This window comes from Gymnodinialimonas sp. JB5-7 (assembly GCF_055693405.1).
In genome coordinates this window covers 2,509,127-2,523,828 of the sequence record NZ_JBVFUX010000012.1, presented here as the reverse complement: position 1 = coordinate 2,523,828, position 14,702 = coordinate 2,509,127, and the positions used below count along the sequence as shown (strand labels likewise).

Below are 14,702 nucleotides of genomic sequence, written 5' to 3'. Positions count from 1 at the left end.
CGGCGATTGCCACTAGCAAGATTTGGGCTCCCATGAGCCAGGTCACTCCTTCCCTGTAGTCAAAAAACTGGAGTCTGGAAAAAGCCAATCAAATATAAGATGCACGCTGCAAAGAAGGTCGCGTCGATCAGCTTAAATGGCTCGATCACAGTGCGATAAGCTCGTTCAGCTGTCGCACGTTGTAGCTTCTGCCAACTTTCACTAGGTTTTTGCATTTGCTTACTCCCTTACGAGTTCGATCCAAGTGTGAACGTCATCATCCGTTACTTCCCGTCCCTCGACATGCGACTGGTACCAACGCGCGACGATGGCCCCACGCTTTTCACTCTTTATTTTGATGTCCTCTTCATTCAGGTGCTGATCGAGCGAAGTCTCGATCCGCTTCAGCGCCTCGAAGTCATGAGCCGCGCGGACAGCTTTGGTTCCAAGCAATATCCACGCGGCGTCGACTTCGAACCGATCCGCCATCGCCACGAGAGCCTCGACGGGCAACCCGCGCTGGCCTTTTTCATAGCTGTGATAGGCACGATGTGAGACGCCAATCGCCTCTGCCATGGCTGTTTGAGTCAGGCCGACCTCATTTCGTGCGATTGCTAGGCGCGCGCCCATAGAAGCGAAAACTGACCTACTGTCCTGCGGCATGCGAGGTTCCCATTGACGCAACCGTCATAACGAGCGAAACTGCACAAAATGACGTTATTCCTATCCTATTGCCATCTGAGCATGTCAAAAGGTGCGGAACAAGCGATTCCATTCATATCCAGCAGTGGAGGCTGAAATTGACCCAGGAACGTCTTCTCTCTCCCAAACAACTCAGCGAGATTGTAGGGCTTAGTCCTGCGCAAATTCGCGGTCTCATGAACACCGGGAAATTGGAGTTCGTGGAGATTTCATCGAAGACCAAGATGCTGACGATGAGCGGATGGGAACGGTTTCAGAAGAACGCGACAAGGGTCAAAGGGGCCGAGGGCTCGGCAGCGAATTGATGGGAGTGCCACGTCATGGCGACGACAAATCTCAATATTAACGTGGTAGATAAGCGCATGTTCAAGCAGTCCGAGGCCGCGAGCTATGCCGGATTGCCAGTCAAGCATTTCAAGGCCGCTTGCCCGGTGCGCCCGGTGGAGTTGATACGAGGTGCACGTCTTTGGGATCGCCGTGACCTCGATCTTTGGATTGATGATGTGAAGTCTGGGTCCGCTACGGATACCCGTGAAACCATTCTGGACCGCCTTTGATGACACAGGTGCGGGTCAAAGGGTTCAAGATTTTCAAGGACCGGCACGGCAAGCAGCGATGCTATCACCGCGAGACCGGCCATAAGGTTGACCTGACGCACGCGCCCATTGGTTCCGCCGAGTTCTTCGCTGAATGCGAGACGATCCGCGCCATCGCTGAAGCGCAACGAGCGAAGGCACCAAAGGCCGGGACGCTTGGCGGGTTGATCCAGTCTTACTTTGAAACCGAGCACTATCAGAACCTGGCCGAAGCCACCCGGCGCGACTATCGCAAGTGCGCGGACTTCCTTGAGCCGATCCGCGACACGCCAATCCATGTGATCGACACGCCGTTGATCGCAGGAATCCACGACAAGGCAGCTAAAACGATCGGCTGGCGACGGGCGAACATGGTCCGCACGCTTCTCAGCGAGGTCTTTCGCTATAACATCCCGAAGGGGCTCATCTCTGCCAACTTCGCCAAAGACGTCATTCCGAAGCGCCGCCCCCGCGACCGCGCCTATGCCAACCGTCCCTGGACTATTGAAGAACGCGATACGGTCGTCAGCAAAGCCAAGCCTCATGTTCGTGTTGCGCTTGCTTTGATGATGAACACCGGTCTCGATCCGTCCGACGCGCTTCGCTTGCGGAAGGATCAGGTTGATGACGGCACCATCTGGGGCGTGCGTGGCAAGACGGGCGAAGAGGTCGCGATTCCGGTCAGCCCGACACTTCAAGCCGCCCTTGACCGCATGCCGGACCATAACGCCGAGACCGTGCTTTCCAATTCGCGCGGCGAAGCGTGGACGTACAACGGCTTCTCGACCGTTTGGCACCGTTTCAAATCCGCCCTTGAGAATGAAGGCCTGATCGAAAAAGGCCTGACCCTCAAGGGCTTGCGGCACACGGTCGCCACGACTTTGCGCGAAGCGGGCCTCGATGAACGCCGCATCGCAGACCTTCTGGGGCAGAAAACACCGTCCATGGCGCGGCACTATTCGCGCTCAGCCAACCTTGCCGACAAGAACCGCGAGACCATGGCCACACTGGAAGAAGAGAACCGAAGGCGGGCCGAAAGTGTCAAACCTTCGCAGAAAAGCGTCAAACCTGACCGAAACGAGGATCAGTCATGAGCAGAAAATATAATCATATCAGAGAGTTAAATGGTGCCCGGGGGCGGAATCGAACCACCGACACGAGGATTTTCAATCCACTGCTCTACCCCTGAGCTACCCGGGCACGGGACCAGCGGCGGGATGTCGTCGCTGTGGGTAGCGGCGTTCTAGGGGGATCGGGGAGCGCTGTCCATAGGGGGATGTGGATTTTTCAGCACGAGGTTTCAGTGCAGTTTCGGCTCGGATTTCGCGGCCTCTTCAAGGGCCTGCTCGATATCCTCGGGATCGGTGGAGGGCACCGCGTAACTGCCGTTCAGCCACCGGCCGAGATCAACATCGGCACAGCGGCGCGAACAGAAGGGGCGATAGGCGTCCACAGGCTCTTTTTCACAAATCGGACAAGGCATCTTGGTCTCTCAACAACGGGATCAGGGCCAATTTGGGGGAGCCTGAACCTGCCTGCAAGGGGCGAGAACGGCCTTGGGGATTGCGCGGACGGGCAATGCGCCTTTAGCTGGGGCAAAACACGGGTGGAGCGGTGAGATGGGCGTATCACGACGGACAGTTTTGGCGGCATCGGGCGCATTCGCGCTTGCGGGCTGTGTCAGAGGGGGTGGCTTCGCGTTGCCTGAAATCGGCGCGGCGGGGGCCGATGGCCCTTCGACCGATCCGGACTTCATGCCGCAACCGAACGCAGATTTTGACGCCTGGATTCAAGGCTTTAGGCCGCGTGGGCGGGCGGCCGGCATCAGTGAGGATGCGCTCAACCGGGGCCTGCGGGGCGTGGGATTCCTGCCTGGTGTGGTGGAGCGTGACCGCAATCAGACAGAATTCCGCCGCTCGACCGAGGACTATCTGGCCCTTGTCGCGGGTGACGATGATCTGTCGGTCGGGCGCGGGCGCTTCGCGCAACAACGCAATGTTCTCAATGACATAGAGGGCGCTTATGGGGTGCCGCCTGAGGTCACGGCGGCGGTTTGGGGTGTAGAAAGTCGCTTTGGAACGCGGCTTGGCGACATTCCGGTCATCTCGGCCGTGGCCACTTTGGCGTGGGAAGGGCGGCGCGGGCGGTTCTTTGAGGCGCAGTTGGTTTCGGCCCTGAAAATCATTCAGAACGGCGATACGACGCCCGAGCAGATGCTGGGTTCCTGGGCGGGGGCGATGGGACATACGCAATTTATTCCAACGACTTACGAGGAATATGCGGTCGATTTCCGGGGCGATGGGCGGCGCGATATCTGGTCGAATGATCCGACGGACTCGCTGGCCTCGACCGCGGCTTACTTCAACCGGTTCGGCTGGCGACCGGGCGAGCCGTGGGGGATGGAAGTTCAATTGCCTTCGGGCTTCAGCGCGTCGACAGGCCGCGACAATCGCCGCTCTGTCAGCGCATGGCGCGATCTGGGCGTGCGGCGCGCGGGCGGTGGCCAAATCCCCGATCATGGGTCAGCGGCCATTCATGCGCCGGGCGGTGCGGGTGCGCCTGCCTGGATTTTATATCACAATTTCAATGTGATACTGCGCTACAACAACTCCACCAATTACGGGATTGGCGTGGGCTATATGTCGGACAGGCTGGCCGGTGGGGGGCCGTTGCGGCAGTCCTTTGGCGCCGATACGAGCGGTCTGACGCAAGCGCAGCGGCGCGAATTGCAGGAGCTTCTGAACGCGGCCGGGTTCGATGCCGGAACGCCCGATGGCGTGATCGGATCGGGCACGGAAGCCGCGATTGAAGCCTATCAGGCGGCCAACGGGTTGCCGGTGGATGGAGAGCCGTCGCTGGCGCTGCTGAGGCGGCTTGCGGTAGGCCAAAACAGCGACCATTTGGTCAGAGATGTGCTCATCTGGTCAGAGTATTTCGCGAAAAATGCGTCCATTTGGTCATTGTATTGCACCGGCCTCGACCGACCCCACCAGAAACTGTGACCAGACTGCGTTCAGAGTTGTGACCATTTGATCGCTTATCGCGGCCAGACCTGAGACAGTGGCAGCCGGTCGCGTTTGCGGGTCAGCTCCAGATGGCCGAGGGGCGTCCAGCCCGCGACAACCACATCCGAGCCATCCTGTCGGAAGCTCTTCTTCACGGCATCCTCGATCTGCTTGCGGTCGCGTTTGGGCATCGGGGCGAGGTCGAGCGTGATCTGCCCGCCAAGGCCCTTGATGCGGAGCAGGCGGGGAAGGTCGCGGACCAGCGCGAGGTTCGCTTTCAAGCCTGCGGCGAGGGAATGGTCCTTGCCGGTGTTCACGTCGACGGCGATCAGGGCGCGGGTCGCCTCGATATACGCATGGCCGCCACCGGCGAGCGGCTGGCGAGGCGCGAGGGCGGCGTCGATGGCCTCAAGCGCGCCGTGGGACTCGAAACATCCAGGCTCCGACACAACCTCATCGGGGTTGTCCCATTCGCGCCAGGCGAGGATATGCGCACCGTCGGCACCCAACAGCCATTCTGCGGGACCGTCGCGCTGTTCGAGAACCATCGTGGCCGTCTTGCATTGCTCGTAGATGTCGGTGTGGATGTCATCCGCATCGGCCCCCGCAGCAGAGGAGCGGATGATCAGGCCGTATTCGTCGCTGGCGGCGCGGCTGTCGTGTGCAATGGCCAGCAGGCGGTCGCGTTCATCATCGTCGCGTATGGAGCGGCTGACGTTCAGGCCGGGTTTGTGCGGCGTGATGATGGCGTAGCGGGACTTGAAGATCAGATCGGGCGTGACGGGAATGGCTTTGCCTGCCTCAGCCACGCCAGAGACCTGGACCCAGAAGGCATCGCCGGGCGAGATATCCTTGGCGCGGCGGAGATAGCCCGTCAGGCCATCGCCCAGTTGCAGGGTCAGGCCGCCCTGCCCTTTCAGCGGACGGTCGGCGACGGCCCAGGCAATGGCACCGACGCCGGGGGCGGCATCCTCGGGCGGGTCGATCAGCAGGTCGTGCAGTTTGCCATCGACCATGAGCGCCGCGGCTTCGCGGCCCGCGATATGGTCAAGGAGGACGGTGCGGCCTTTCATGACCACACCTCCACGCCTGCGCCTTGCAGGAGGTTCGCGGTTTCGGTCAGCGGCAGACCGACAATGGCGGAGTGGGAGCCGCTGATCCACGGGATGAACGCGCCTGCGGGGCCTTGGATGGAATAGCCGCCGGCCTTGCCCTGCCAATCGTTGGTGGCGATGTAGCCTTCCCGCTCAGTCTGGCTGAGGCGTTTCATCTGCACGCGGGATTCGACTGTGCGGGTGCGCAGCTGGTCCGCGGTTTTCACGGCGATGGCGGTGTAGACGCGGTGGCGGCGGCCGCCGAGCAGGTCGAGGAAGGCGCGGGCCTCATCAGCGTTTTCGGGCTTGCCGAGGATGCGTCGGCCGACGGCAACCGTTGTGTCGGCGGCAAGGATGACTTCGTCGTCGGAGCAGGGGATGGCTTGCGCCTTTTCGCGGGCCATGCGTTCGACGTAAGGGCGCGGAAGTTCGCCTTTGTGTGGGTCTTCGTTGATGTCGGGCGGGCGGATCTCAGCCGGTTCGAGGCCGAGGACCGCCAGCAATTCAAGGCGGCGCGGGCTGCCGGAGCCCAGGATGAGCCTCATTTCGCGAGTGCCGTGCGGGCGGCGGCGTTGTAATCGCGCTGGAGGCGTTCCATGCGGCGATGGTCCTTGCCCTCGGGGATCACGAATTCCGATTTGTCGCCCTTGAAGATTGTGTGGCGGAATTGGAACATGTCAAAATCGTCGGCCAGCTTTGCCCATTGGCGGACGTCGCGATCATCGGTCAGCAGGTGGCGGGCGGGTTTGCGCAGCGGTTTGGGATCGAGGTAGTCGAATTCCCAATCGGGGTCGCGGACGAAGAGGATTTGGGTTTCCTCGTCGATAGGCGGCGTGATGTCTTTCAGGCCGTCTGGTGTTTCGAGGACCGCGTGGCGTTGCGCCTCTAGCCAGAAACCGGTGAGTTCCCAGATCAGCCAACCAAAGACGGGTTTCGCGCCATCGGCCGCGACGATCACGTTATAGAAGGGTTGATCTTCTACCGCGTTTTCAGCGGGTTGGACGGGAACGAATTCGGGTGTCCCGTCGCCCAAGGTCGCTGCAAAGGCACGCACCCCGTCCGAGATCTCGGCGGGGGTCGTGATCGTGCGGTCCGTCACTTGAAGCGGTAGTTGATACGACCCTTTGTGAGGTCGTAGGGGGTCATCTCCACCTGGACTTTGTCGCCTGCCAGAACCCGGATGCGGTTTTTGCGCATTTTTCCTGCCGTATGTGCGATGATCTCATGGCCGTTTTCGAGCTCGACCCGGAATGTCGCGTTTGGCAGGAGTTCCTTCACGACACCAGGAAATTCGAGCATCTCTTCCTTGGCCATGGTCACTCCATAAGTTGCGCCCCGTGGGTGGGGCTTGGTGCCGGGTAAATGCGCCTAAAGGTGCAGGGTTTCAAGGGAAATCGGTTCGTGGACGCTGTGGTGTGGCTCTCGGGCCAGTGGGCGTGGTTGAAGACGTGGCCCTCGGCGCGGACTTTGTGGATTGCTGAGATGTCGATGTCGGCCAGGACCCATCCGGGGTCGTTAAGCGCGCCTTGGGCGAGGATGCCGTCCTCGGGGAAGCCGAGGTCTGGGGGGCCGTAAATGCCTGCAGCGCCTACATTTTCGTCGACGGCGGGGGACCATTTGGCGTCGCCCACGGTGGGGGATTGGACGGTGATGCACTGCCCTTCGAGCGCGCGGGCCTGGGCCCCGATGCGGACGCGGTTGTAGCCATGGGCGCTGTCGGTGCAGGAGGGGCAGAGAAGGATTTCGGCCCCCTGTTCGATCAGGCGGCGGGCAAGGAGCGGGAATTCGGCGTCGTAGCAGATCAGGACACCGATTTTGCCGAGGGGCGTGTCGATCATTTGGAGCGGGTCGCCGGGGACGACATCCCATTGCTCACGCTCGAAGCGGGTCATGACCTGTTTGTCGGTGTAATCGACAAAGCCGTCCGGGCCGACCAGCCAGGCGCGGTTGACGGGGCGGTCGCGGTCTTCGTCGAAAACGGGGCCGGAGGGGCAGAGGATGTGGACGCCGTAGCCTTGCGCGAGATCCGCCATCAGGTGGTCGGCATCTTGGGCAAGGTCGGAGGCGGCGTGGAGGGAGGCCTCAAGCTCACCGGCGGCGTTTTGTAGGGTGGCGAGTTCCATGCGGGCATATTCGGGGAAGACGAGGAGGTCGGCGCCCGCGCCGGCCGCCTCCCGCACCCAATGGATTTGCTTGGCGGCATAGTCCTCCCATTTGTCGAACGGGTCGAGGGAGTAGGCGGCGGTGGCTATGCGCATGGGGCTTTGATCCAGAATTGGAGGGGTTTGGTCGTCTCATCGGTATCACCGATGTCGCGCCAGCTGAGCTGGCCAATTGCGCCGGGAACGGGGGCATATCCGAAGTGACGCCAGACGGAATCGAGGGGTTTGTGGCCCCTTGGGCGGGACGGATGCGCATCGGGGCGGATGACACCGCAGAAGGTGGCATATGTGAAACCCTTTTCGCGGGCGTGAGCCTCCCGCTCTGCGAAGAAGTGGCGGTACACGCCCTGCCCTCTTGCCCTTTTAGTAAGGACAGATTCGGCACAGTAATACAGATCAGATCGGATCGTAGGGCGTGTCCTCGAAGGCTGTGGATAAGTCGTCAGCGTGTTCGATAAAGGGCATTCCGGTTGATGCGCCTACCATGATCTCGCCCTCAAATGCGGCCACGACCAGCGCATTTTGGCGGCTGTAGTCCGCAAGGTAGCGGCGTTCATAGTCCAGATCGCCATCATAGAGGTATGGCCAGTCGCGGAAGACCTCGATCCGCAGGCGAGCGAGGTCTTCTATGACCTCGGCCACCTCCGCCCCGCGATAGGTCCGCAACGTGAGAGTCATGCGCTGACCTGAGCGGTCCAGTCGGCGAGGTTGTAGTAGGTCACAACGCGGGTGATCTTGCCGTTTTCGACACCGAAAAAGCCCCCGGCTGGCAGGCTGTAGGTCTGCCCACGCGCCTCGGGCAGGCCCTCGTCCGTTTGCAAATAGGTGCCGTTCACGGTGAATTCCGCCGCTGCGCGGGTGCCATCTTGGGTCGCCATCACGGTGATGTCGGTCAGGTTTTCCGCATAGCAGTGGTCCATATGGGCACAGAAGGCGCGGAAGGCGTCGGTGCCCACGCGGATCGCGCCCTCGTTCACATGGTGGGCGACGTCAGGTGCGAGGCAGGCGATCATGCCGTCGGTATCGGAGGCATTGAAGGCGGCGTAATAGCGGGTGATGAGAGCGATGGTGTCTTGCATGGCACGCAGGATAAGCCCGCCGTTCGGTGGAAGAAAGCACCGATCTGGGCGGTCTATGCCCGCCCCTGCCCCCGCCAGCCGAAAAGGCTGATCAGTGCGAACAGGAGTGCGGCGACACACACGATTGACGGGCCTGCCGGTGTGTCAAAGACAAGCGCACCTTGCAGCCCCGCAACCACGGAGACAGTGCCGATCGCAGCGGCAATCAGCGCCATCGCCTCAGGCGTGCGGGCCAGGCCGCGGGCGGCTGCGGCGGGGATGATGAGCATCGCGGCGATCAGAAGCGCGCCGACCACCTTGATTGCAACAGCAACTGTGATGGCCAGCGCGAGGGTCAGGATCAGCTGTTCCCGCCGGGGCGTGATGCCACTGGCATAGGCAAGCTCTTCATTCAGGGTGGCGGTCAGAAGCGGGCGCCAGCGCCAGGCGAGAAGTGCCACAACCAAGGCACCACCTGCCCAGATGATCCCCACGTCACATCGCTGCAGCGCGCGCCAGCCAAGGGTGCGAAAATCCTCCATATCGCAATGAGATACGGCCAGGATGTCGCCGAAGAGATAGGCCATCAGGTCGATGCGCACGCCTTGCAGAAAGGACACCGCCACCAGCCCGAAGGCCAGCGCCGAATGGGCCAGAACGCCCAGAAGCGTGTCCATCGCATAGCCGCGCCGTGTCAGGAGCGTGACGGTGAGCGCCATGGCCAGTGCCACGGCGGCGGCCCCGGCAAAGACCGAGATTTCCAACGCCAGTGCCAGGGCCACGCCAAGGATAGCCGCATGGGCCGTTGCGTCGCCGAAATAGGCCATGCGGCGCCAGACGACAAAGCAGCCAAGGGGGCTGCGGCCAGGGCAACGCCGATGCCTGCCACCGTGGCGCGGGCCATGAAATCATCCAGCATTACTCGGCTGCCTCATGGCTGTGATCATGATCGTGGTCATGGTGGTGGTGATCATGGTCGTGCTGGTAGAGGGCAAAGGCCCCGCCCGTGCCGGTGCCGAACAGCGCGCGGTATTCGGGGGCGGAGGCCACAATCGCGGGCGTGCCTTCGCAACAGACATGGCCGTTGAGGCAAATGACACGGTCCGACGCGCTCATCACCACATGCAGTTCATGGCTGATCATGATGATGGCGCAGCCGGTTTGCTGCCGTACGGCTTCAATCTGTTGGTAGAACGCCGCCGATCCGGGCTGGTCGAGGCCTTGGGTCGCTTCATCCAGCAGCAGAAGGTCGGGGGTGTTGATCAGGGCGCGGGCGAGCAGAACACGCTGGAACTGCCCCCCGGAGAGACGCGACATCTGGCGGTGCAGCAGGTCGGGCGCCCCTGCCCGATCAAGCGCGGCCTGACATGTGGCGCGGGAAGCGCGTTCGGTCAGCCGCATGAAACGGTCGACCGTAATGGGCAGGGTCGGGTCGATGTGCAGCTTTTGCGGGACATATCCGATCTTGAGGCCGGGCTGCCGCGTGATCGTGCCGGAGGCGGGTTGAACCGCGCCGATGATCGCGCGCAAAAGGCTGGTTTTGCCCGACCCGTTCGGGCCAACGATGGTCACGATTTCACCGGCGTCCACATGCATATCCACCCGCGAGAGCACGGTGTTTGCGCCATAGGCGATGGTGACGTTCTGGGCGGTCAGAAGGCTCATTCAGAGGGCTTTTCGGCACAGGCGGGGCACAGGCCCTCGGCCTCCACCACGGTCTTTTCGATCTGGAACCCGGCGGCCCGGGCGGCCTCGCCCAGGCTGCCTTTGGTGGGCGTTGACTGAGCCTCCGCCACCGCATCGCAGGCGCGGCAGATCATGAAGGCGGGTGAGTGTGTGGCATTGGGGTGCGCGCAGGCCACGAACGCGTTGAGGCGTTCGATTTTGTGGACAAAGCCGTGCTCCGCCAGGAAATCGAGCGCCCGGTAGGCGACGGGCGGTTGTGAGCCAAAGCCCGCGTCGCGCAAGTGATCGAGGATGGCATAGGCGCCGAGCGCGCGATGCTCTTTCAACAGCAATTCCAGGACCTTGCGGCGCACGGGGGTCAGGCGCAGCCCGCTTTCCGCGCAGCGTGCATCAGCGGCGGCCAACGCGTCGCTGACGCAGGCACCATGGTCGTGCTGTTGGAAGCCGAGCGGGGCTGAACCTGGGGTTGTCATGTTATAGTATATCGTTTATCCGACGGGAAATGTTATACAATCACATGGGGTACCCGATGTCCACAATCCGCGTTTCACTTTCTGTTGGAGCCCTATTGCTGGGGGGCACGGCGATGGCGGATGTCCCGAATGTGGCGGCTGATATTACGCCGGTTCATTCGCTGGTGGCGCGTGTGATGGCAGGTGTGGGGGAGCCGGCGCTGGTGATCCCGGCGGGTGCCTCGCCGCACGAATATAACCTGCGCCCGTCCGAGGCTGCGGCCTTGCAAGACGCGGATCTGGTGTTCTGGATCGGCGAGGATCTGACCCCCTGGCTAGAGGATGCGATTGAGACCTTGGCCGAAGGTGCGGTTGTGACCGAGTTGCTGGCGGCGGATGGGATCGAGTTGCGCGGCTTCCGCGAAGGGGCGTTGTTTGAGGCGCATGACCATGGCGAGCATGAGGAGCATGCCGAGGGTGAAGAGCACGATCATGAGGCGCACGCTGATGGATGAAGAGCACGATCATGAGGCGCACGCTGAGGATGAAGAGCATGATGATCACGGGCATGACGGCCATGAAGGGCATGACCACGGCGCGCATGATCCCCATGCGTGGCTCGCGCCGTCCAATGCCTCGGTCTGGTTGAACGTCATCGCCGCGCAATTGTCGGCCACCGATCCGGACAATGCGGGCGCCTTTTTCGCCAATGCATCCGAGGCGATTGCCGAGATGGAGGCCTTGTCGGCCGAGGTCAGCGACATGCTGGCGCCGGTGCAGGACCTGCAATTCATCGTCTTCCACGACGCCTTCCAGTATTTCGAGGCTGATTTTGGCCTGAGTGCGGCTGGCGCAATCTCTTTGGGGGATGCGACCGACCCAAGCCCGGCGCGGCTTGCCGAGATCCAGACGCGCATACAGGAACAGGGCATTGATTGCGTGTTGGCAGAGCCGCAGTTCAACCAAGGTCTGGTGGAGACCGTTATGGATGGCACTGAAGCGACCACGGCCATCATTGATCCGCTGGGGGCGGACCTGGAGGTTGGCGCGGCGCTGTACCCGCAGCTTATTCGCGACATGGCCACGGCCCTGGCGGAATGCAGCTGAGCGCCGCCTGAGACGCAATAAACCGTTCACTGCGACGCATGGGCGGGCTGAGGTATCGGCTCGCCCCTGGTGTGCTGGGCCTGTGCGGCGGCAGTCGGCGCGGCGATGGTCGCAGATTACTCCGCCGCTTCGCGGTGCCTGCTCATGAATTGTGATGGGAACAGGCGGAAGCCGATCTGATCGCGGAGGACTTTCCACACATGATAGTCTGTGAAGTAGCCCGTGTGCCCGCCCGGTTCGACCGGGAAATTCTGGGCCAGATCGGGAGTGTCATCCGGGTCATCGCCGATCCGGGTTCCCACGAAATCGTCTTCGCGGTGGATGTTGTACCAAGCCTTGTTGACGGCGCCGTTTGGCGTAAATGCTAATGGCATGTCGTCGGTGGATACTTGGAAGAACTCCTTGAAATAGCGGCGATAAATGTGTGTGGCGGGCGAGCCCATGGTGATCAGAACCACCTCCGGATTGCCGTTTTTCGCAAGCAATGCTTTGACGTCTGGATCATGCATCATGCGTGTCGCGATGATGGAACCGAGCGAATGCGCGATAATGGTCACACGCTGCGGTTCATAGGCCTCGAGCCCGTAGTGGATGGTGCGGCGAAACCTGGCGTTGATCTGATCGCGCTGCATAAAGTTCCGTGCACGTTCAACCTCGTCGGAAGGCCAGGCGCATCGTTCCTGCACCGAATAGGTGACAATATCGCGAAAAATGCCCAACCCGCTCGAAATCTGGTTTGAGAAGCGCAGCATGACGATCCCCAGAACCAACAGCACCGCAGCAAATACAGGTGTAAGCCCGTTGATCCAGCACATGACGCGGTAATGGAGACCGGGCGTCGGGCATTCCCCCTCTGACCCGAACAGGGCTGGCAGCAAGCCAAGCGCCACAAGTGCCAAACCGAAGACAAGCAGGTAGCGGATGATCGGGTTCAGGATCAGCCGGCTGCGCCATTCGGCTTTCTCGAAAAGCTGATGGGGCCACGTTTTGCGTACCGCAACAAGAAACATCAGAACAACGGCAAGGATCGCAGCCGCCATGAGCGCTAGGCTGGAGGAAAGATCTACAAGTGCAAATTCCTCTTCAAGAAGGGATTGCAAAACGCCAGTTACCTTGGTCGACTCGACTGCTTCCAAAACCTGAGGATCTGCTTCTGCGGATGCGGGGGACGGTGTCGCCTCGGATTGGCCCTGTTCGTTCTCCGACACTACGGGTGGCGGTGTGCCAGTTGCCGCTTTTGCGTCCTCACTCAACCGGCTGGCGACGTTCAGCAGGAAGAGCCATAGGCTGGTTGCGATGACGCTCCAGAATATGACCATGGCGGCGCAAATTGAGGGATAGATGACTCTTATGCCGGTGACGCTGTCGCGGATACGGGCCGCGGCACCGTACCGGTGGGACGGCTTTGCGCTGCTCAGCCCAAGAATTGATCCGAGCATTCCGATGACGGCGATCGCAAAAGCCAGCGAAATGATGACAATCCAGCTGATTTCCATCAGGCGTAGGATTGCGCTCAGGTAGCAGCCAATATTCTGGGTGACTGCGATGACTTCTGCATCCGCACTTTGCGCATCGGGCATCCCGCACAGGGCGGTATTTATCCAAGTCATCGAGGTTGAGAGCCAAAGGACCGTTCCGAACAGCCCGCCAAGAGCAATAAGGCCGTTTCCAAAAAGCTCATCAGGTGCGTCGTTGCGACCCGAAAGCGAACATATAGACCTATTGCGAATGTCAAAACAGCGTGCCCGAAAAACACGATATTGAGGTGATCGAAGACTGCCTCTGACCATATCGGCGTGGCCTCAAGCAGGAGGAAAAGAGCGAATGTCAGAAGGGTGGCGTTGATCGGGGCCAGAAACCCGTAGAAGATCCAGATAAAGAAGCGCACGAGCCAGACACTATAGCGACCCCGATTGCTTTCGGCATTCTCCATAGCAAGGTAGCCAAGGCCAAGAACGACCTTCAACAGGTCAAATATGGTCCAGAATGGCCCCTTGGGCGCAGGGCTTTTGTCGGCCCAGTAGACTTCCGCGAAAACGGCGCGCTCGTCACGTTCGGTGGGCTGAGCGGCTTGGATATTACGCAAATGAACCGGAAAGAACTCGCCATATCGCTTCTCCTCGCAGAAACGATGATCCGCTAATTCGATCACATCGCCTTCGATGGTCACCGGACGGTAGCACGGATCGCCATCCGTTAATTGCGTGGTTGCTGTGCCGACAATTTCATCTACTGTTTCGCCGGGTTGTTGTTCACCAATACCGTGAACGGCGATAATCAAATGAGTGTCCATGACATTCCCCAATATCAACGTGACGTTAGGGAAAGTATCACACTCACGTTCAATTCCGTGCGTGAGAAATTTGTGAGAAATGCGTTAGGGCGGAATAAGCAGGCTGCGGGACGGCCCGCCGGGGGTCCTCAGAGTTCCGTTGCGTGGCCGAAACGGTCCTGCATGCGGCCCACGATCTGGTCGCGGGCCTGGCGGTAGGAGGCCAGCTTAGCCTCGCGCGTCTCACCCAGGCCCGTGGGGTCGAGGATGGGCCAGTATTCCACATCGATATGGAAGGTGCGTGTCATGTCGAGGGCGCGGCGCTGGCTGGCCGGGGACAGGGCGACGATCAGGTCGAAGCCAGTCAGGTCATCGCCCCATTCCTCCATCTCGTCGAAGGAGCGGACGCGGTGGCGCTCAAGCTCTACCCCCAGTTCGGCGCAAACGGCGACGGCGAAGCCGTCAATCTCCAACTCGTGCTTCACGCCGGCTGACTGCACATAGGCGCGGTGGCCGTAGAACTTTTTCATCAGACCCTCTGCCATGGGCGACCGCGTGGAATTGTGGTCACAGCAGAACAGGACGGATTGGGGGAAGTCGGTCACTTCAG

Annotated in this window: 19 protein-coding genes, 1 tRNA gene and 2 pseudogenes; 5 read left to right on the top strand and 17 right to left on the bottom strand. The window is 61.0% G+C overall.

What is annotated here, in order from left to right; all coding sequences use genetic code 11:
* Positions 1-219 precede the first annotated feature (219 nt).
* Positions 220-609 carry a helix-turn-helix domain-containing protein gene (locus ACZ1HK_RS21600; protein ID WP_472630911.1) on the bottom strand — a complete coding sequence of 130 codons (390 nt, stop codon included), beginning with the start codon at positions 607-609 and terminating at the stop codon, positions 220-222.
* Positions 610-779: 170 nt separating this feature from the next.
* Here ACZ1HK_RS21600 and ACZ1HK_RS21595 point away from each other — a divergent pair, with 170 nt between their 5' ends.
* Genes ACZ1HK_RS21595 through ACZ1HK_RS21585 form a run of 3 tightly spaced genes read left to right on the top strand, consistent with a single transcriptional unit; the run spans position 780 to position 2,350 of the window.
* Positions 780-986: a hypothetical protein gene (locus ACZ1HK_RS21595; protein WP_472630419.1), complete on the top strand. Its 207-nt coding sequence runs from the start codon at positions 780-782 to the stop codon at positions 984-986.
* Between the two features lie 57 nt (positions 987-1,043).
* Positions 1,044-1,238: a hypothetical protein gene (locus ACZ1HK_RS21590; RefSeq protein ID WP_472630418.1), complete on the top strand. Its 195-nt coding sequence runs from the start codon at positions 1,044-1,046 to the stop codon at positions 1,236-1,238.
* Positions 1,238-2,350: a tyrosine-type recombinase/integrase gene (locus ACZ1HK_RS21585; RefSeq protein ID WP_472630417.1), complete on the top strand. Its 1,113-nt coding sequence runs from the start codon at positions 1,238-1,240 to the stop codon at positions 2,348-2,350. Before ACZ1HK_RS21590 ends, ACZ1HK_RS21585 begins: the two co-directional genes overlap by 1 nt.
* Positions 2,351-2,381: 31 nt before the next feature.
* On the opposite strand, the gene ACZ1HK_RS21580 is transcribed toward ACZ1HK_RS21585, so the two are convergent.
* Positions 2,382-2,456 (bottom strand) — tRNA-Phe (locus tag ACZ1HK_RS21580).
* Positions 2,457-2,556: 100 nt separating this feature from the next.
* Positions 2,557-2,739, bottom strand: a complete 183-nt coding sequence (locus ACZ1HK_RS21575) for a DNA gyrase inhibitor YacG (RefSeq protein WP_472630416.1) — start codon at positions 2,737-2,739, stop codon at positions 2,557-2,559.
* 136 nt (positions 2,740-2,875) lie between these two features.
* Here ACZ1HK_RS21575 and ACZ1HK_RS21570 point away from each other — a divergent pair, with 136 nt between their 5' ends.
* Entirely contained in the window at positions 2,876-4,258 is a 1,383-nt protein-coding gene (locus ACZ1HK_RS21570) for a lytic murein transglycosylase (RefSeq protein ID WP_472630415.1), read from the top strand.
* A gap of 35 nt (positions 4,259-4,293) precedes the next feature.
* Here the strand turns inward: ACZ1HK_RS21570 and ACZ1HK_RS21565 are convergent, their stop codons facing one another.
* From ACZ1HK_RS21565 to ACZ1HK_RS21515, 11 genes and pseudogenes are all read right to left on the bottom strand, one after another.
* Positions 4,294-5,334 (bottom strand): ribonuclease E/G, encoded by a 1,041-nt coding sequence (locus ACZ1HK_RS21565; protein ID WP_472630414.1) that lies wholly within the window; start codon positions 5,332-5,334, stop codon positions 4,294-4,296.
* Positions 5,331-5,900, bottom strand: coding sequence for a Maf family protein (locus ACZ1HK_RS21560; protein WP_472630413.1), 570 nt, complete (start codon positions 5,898-5,900; stop codon positions 5,331-5,333). The genes ACZ1HK_RS21565 and ACZ1HK_RS21560 overlap by 4 nt, the downstream gene beginning before the upstream one ends.
* Positions 5,897-6,454 carry a hypothetical protein gene (locus tag ACZ1HK_RS21555; protein ID WP_472630411.1) on the bottom strand — a complete coding sequence of 186 codons (558 nt, stop codon included), beginning with the start codon at positions 6,452-6,454 and terminating at the stop codon, positions 5,897-5,899. Before ACZ1HK_RS21555 ends, ACZ1HK_RS21560 begins: the two co-directional genes overlap by 4 nt.
* Positions 6,451-6,669: a translation initiation factor IF-1 gene (gene infA, locus ACZ1HK_RS21550; protein ID WP_011455993.1), complete on the bottom strand. Its 219-nt coding sequence runs from the start codon at positions 6,667-6,669 to the stop codon at positions 6,451-6,453. The genes ACZ1HK_RS21555 and infA overlap by 4 nt, the downstream gene beginning before the upstream one ends.
* A 2-nt stretch (positions 6,670-6,671) precedes the next feature.
* Positions 6,672-7,613 carry a carbon-nitrogen hydrolase family protein gene (locus ACZ1HK_RS21545; RefSeq protein ID WP_472630410.1) on the bottom strand — a complete coding sequence of 314 codons (942 nt, stop codon included), beginning with the start codon at positions 7,611-7,613 and terminating at the stop codon, positions 6,672-6,674.
* Positions 7,604-7,861, bottom strand: coding sequence for a hypothetical protein (locus ACZ1HK_RS21540; protein WP_472630409.1), 258 nt, complete (start codon positions 7,859-7,861; stop codon positions 7,604-7,606). The genes ACZ1HK_RS21545 and ACZ1HK_RS21540 overlap by 10 nt, the downstream gene beginning before the upstream one ends.
* A gap of 52 nt (positions 7,862-7,913) precedes the next feature.
* Positions 7,914-8,195 (bottom strand): hypothetical protein, encoded by a 282-nt coding sequence (locus ACZ1HK_RS21535; RefSeq protein ID WP_472630408.1) that lies wholly within the window; start codon positions 8,193-8,195, stop codon positions 7,914-7,916.
* Complete coding sequence (locus tag ACZ1HK_RS21530) at positions 8,192-8,596, bottom strand: ketosteroid isomerase-related protein (RefSeq protein WP_472630407.1); 405 nt, start codon at positions 8,594-8,596, stop codon at positions 8,192-8,194. Before ACZ1HK_RS21530 ends, ACZ1HK_RS21535 begins: the two co-directional genes overlap by 4 nt.
* Before the next feature lie 53 nt (positions 8,597-8,649).
* Positions 8,650-9,494, bottom strand: a pseudogene (locus tag ACZ1HK_RS21525) (metal ABC transporter permease).
* Complete coding sequence (locus ACZ1HK_RS21520) at positions 9,494-10,240, bottom strand: ATP-binding cassette domain-containing protein (RefSeq protein ID WP_472630406.1); 747 nt, start codon at positions 10,238-10,240, stop codon at positions 9,494-9,496. Before ACZ1HK_RS21520 ends, ACZ1HK_RS21525 begins: the two are co-directional and overlap by 1 nt.
* Positions 10,237-10,734 carry a transcriptional repressor gene (locus ACZ1HK_RS21515; protein WP_472630405.1) on the bottom strand — a complete coding sequence of 166 codons (498 nt, stop codon included), beginning with the start codon at positions 10,732-10,734 and terminating at the stop codon, positions 10,237-10,239. The genes ACZ1HK_RS21520 and ACZ1HK_RS21515 overlap by 4 nt, the downstream gene beginning before the upstream one ends.
* A 56-nt stretch (positions 10,735-10,790) precedes the next feature.
* Here ACZ1HK_RS21515 and ACZ1HK_RS21510 point away from each other — a divergent pair.
* Positions 10,791-11,820 (top strand): annotated as a pseudogene (locus ACZ1HK_RS21510) (zinc ABC transporter substrate-binding protein).
* Positions 11,821-11,936: 116 nt separating this feature from the next.
* Here the strand turns inward: ACZ1HK_RS21510 and ACZ1HK_RS21505 are convergent.
* The 3 genes from ACZ1HK_RS21505 to ACZ1HK_RS21495 all read right to left on the bottom strand — a co-directional run bounded on the left by ACZ1HK_RS21505 (position 11,937) and on the right by ACZ1HK_RS21495 (position 14,697).
* Positions 11,937-13,430, bottom strand: coding sequence for a hypothetical protein (locus ACZ1HK_RS21505; protein ID WP_472630404.1), 1,494 nt, complete (start codon positions 13,428-13,430; stop codon positions 11,937-11,939).
* Positions 13,427-14,113 (bottom strand): hypothetical protein, encoded by a 687-nt coding sequence (locus ACZ1HK_RS21500; protein WP_472630403.1) that lies wholly within the window; start codon positions 14,111-14,113, stop codon positions 13,427-13,429. Before ACZ1HK_RS21500 ends, ACZ1HK_RS21505 begins: the two co-directional genes overlap by 4 nt.
* A 128-nt stretch (positions 14,114-14,241) precedes the next feature.
* The gene (locus ACZ1HK_RS21495; protein WP_472630910.1) at positions 14,242-14,697 is read right to left on the bottom strand and encodes an arsenate-mycothiol transferase ArsC; all 456 of its coding nucleotides are present in this window, start codon (positions 14,695-14,697) and stop codon (positions 14,242-14,244) included.
* Positions 14,698-14,702 lie beyond the last annotated feature (5 nt).

Excerpts from the sequence above, each read along its gene's own strand:
- ACZ1HK_RS21600 (WP_472630911.1), bottom strand. The coding sequence starts at position 609 with ATGGGCGCGCGCCTAGCAATCGCACGAAATGAGGTCGGCCTGACTCAA.
- ACZ1HK_RS21590 (WP_472630418.1), top strand. The coding sequence starts at position 1,044 with ATGTTCAAGCAGTCCGAGGCCGCGAGCTATGCCGGATTGCCAGTCAAG.
- ACZ1HK_RS21585 (WP_472630417.1), top strand. The coding sequence starts at position 1,238 with ATGACACAGGTGCGGGTCAAAGGGTTCAAGATTTTCAAGGACCGGCAC.
- ACZ1HK_RS21575 (WP_472630416.1), bottom strand. The coding sequence starts at position 2,739 with ATGCCTTGTCCGATTTGTGAAAAAGAGCCTGTGGACGCCTATCGCCCC.
- ACZ1HK_RS21570 (WP_472630415.1), top strand. The coding sequence starts at position 2,876 with ATGGGCGTATCACGACGGACAGTTTTGGCGGCATCGGGCGCATTCGCG.
- ACZ1HK_RS21565 (WP_472630414.1), bottom strand. The coding sequence starts at position 5,334 with ATGAAAGGCCGCACCGTCCTCCTTGACCATATCGCGGGCCGCGAAGCC.
- ACZ1HK_RS21560 (WP_472630413.1), bottom strand. The coding sequence starts at position 5,900 with ATGAGGCTCATCCTGGGCTCCGGCAGCCCGCGCCGCCTTGAATTGCTG.
- infA (WP_011455993.1), bottom strand. The coding sequence starts at position 6,669 with ATGGCCAAGGAAGAGATGCTCGAATTTCCTGGTGTCGTGAAGGAACTC.
- ACZ1HK_RS21545 (WP_472630410.1), bottom strand. The coding sequence starts at position 7,613 with ATGCGCATAGCCACCGCCGCCTACTCCCTCGACCCGTTCGACAAATGG.
- ACZ1HK_RS21535 (WP_472630408.1), bottom strand. The coding sequence starts at position 8,195 with ATGACTCTCACGTTGCGGACCTATCGCGGGGCGGAGGTGGCCGAGGTC.
- ACZ1HK_RS21530 (WP_472630407.1), bottom strand. The coding sequence starts at position 8,596 with ATGCAAGACACCATCGCTCTCATCACCCGCTATTACGCCGCCTTCAAT.
- ACZ1HK_RS21520 (WP_472630406.1), bottom strand. The coding sequence starts at position 10,240 with ATGAGCCTTCTGACCGCCCAGAACGTCACCATCGCCTATGGCGCAAAC.
- ACZ1HK_RS21515 (WP_472630405.1), bottom strand. The coding sequence starts at position 10,734 with ATGACAACCCCAGGTTCAGCCCCGCTCGGCTTCCAACAGCACGACCAT.
- ACZ1HK_RS21505 (WP_472630404.1), bottom strand. The coding sequence starts at position 13,430 with ATGACTTGGATAAATACCGCCCTGTGCGGGATGCCCGATGCGCAAAGT.
- ACZ1HK_RS21500 (WP_472630403.1), bottom strand. The coding sequence starts at position 14,113 with ATGGACACTCATTTGATTATCGCCGTTCACGGTATTGGTGAACAACAA.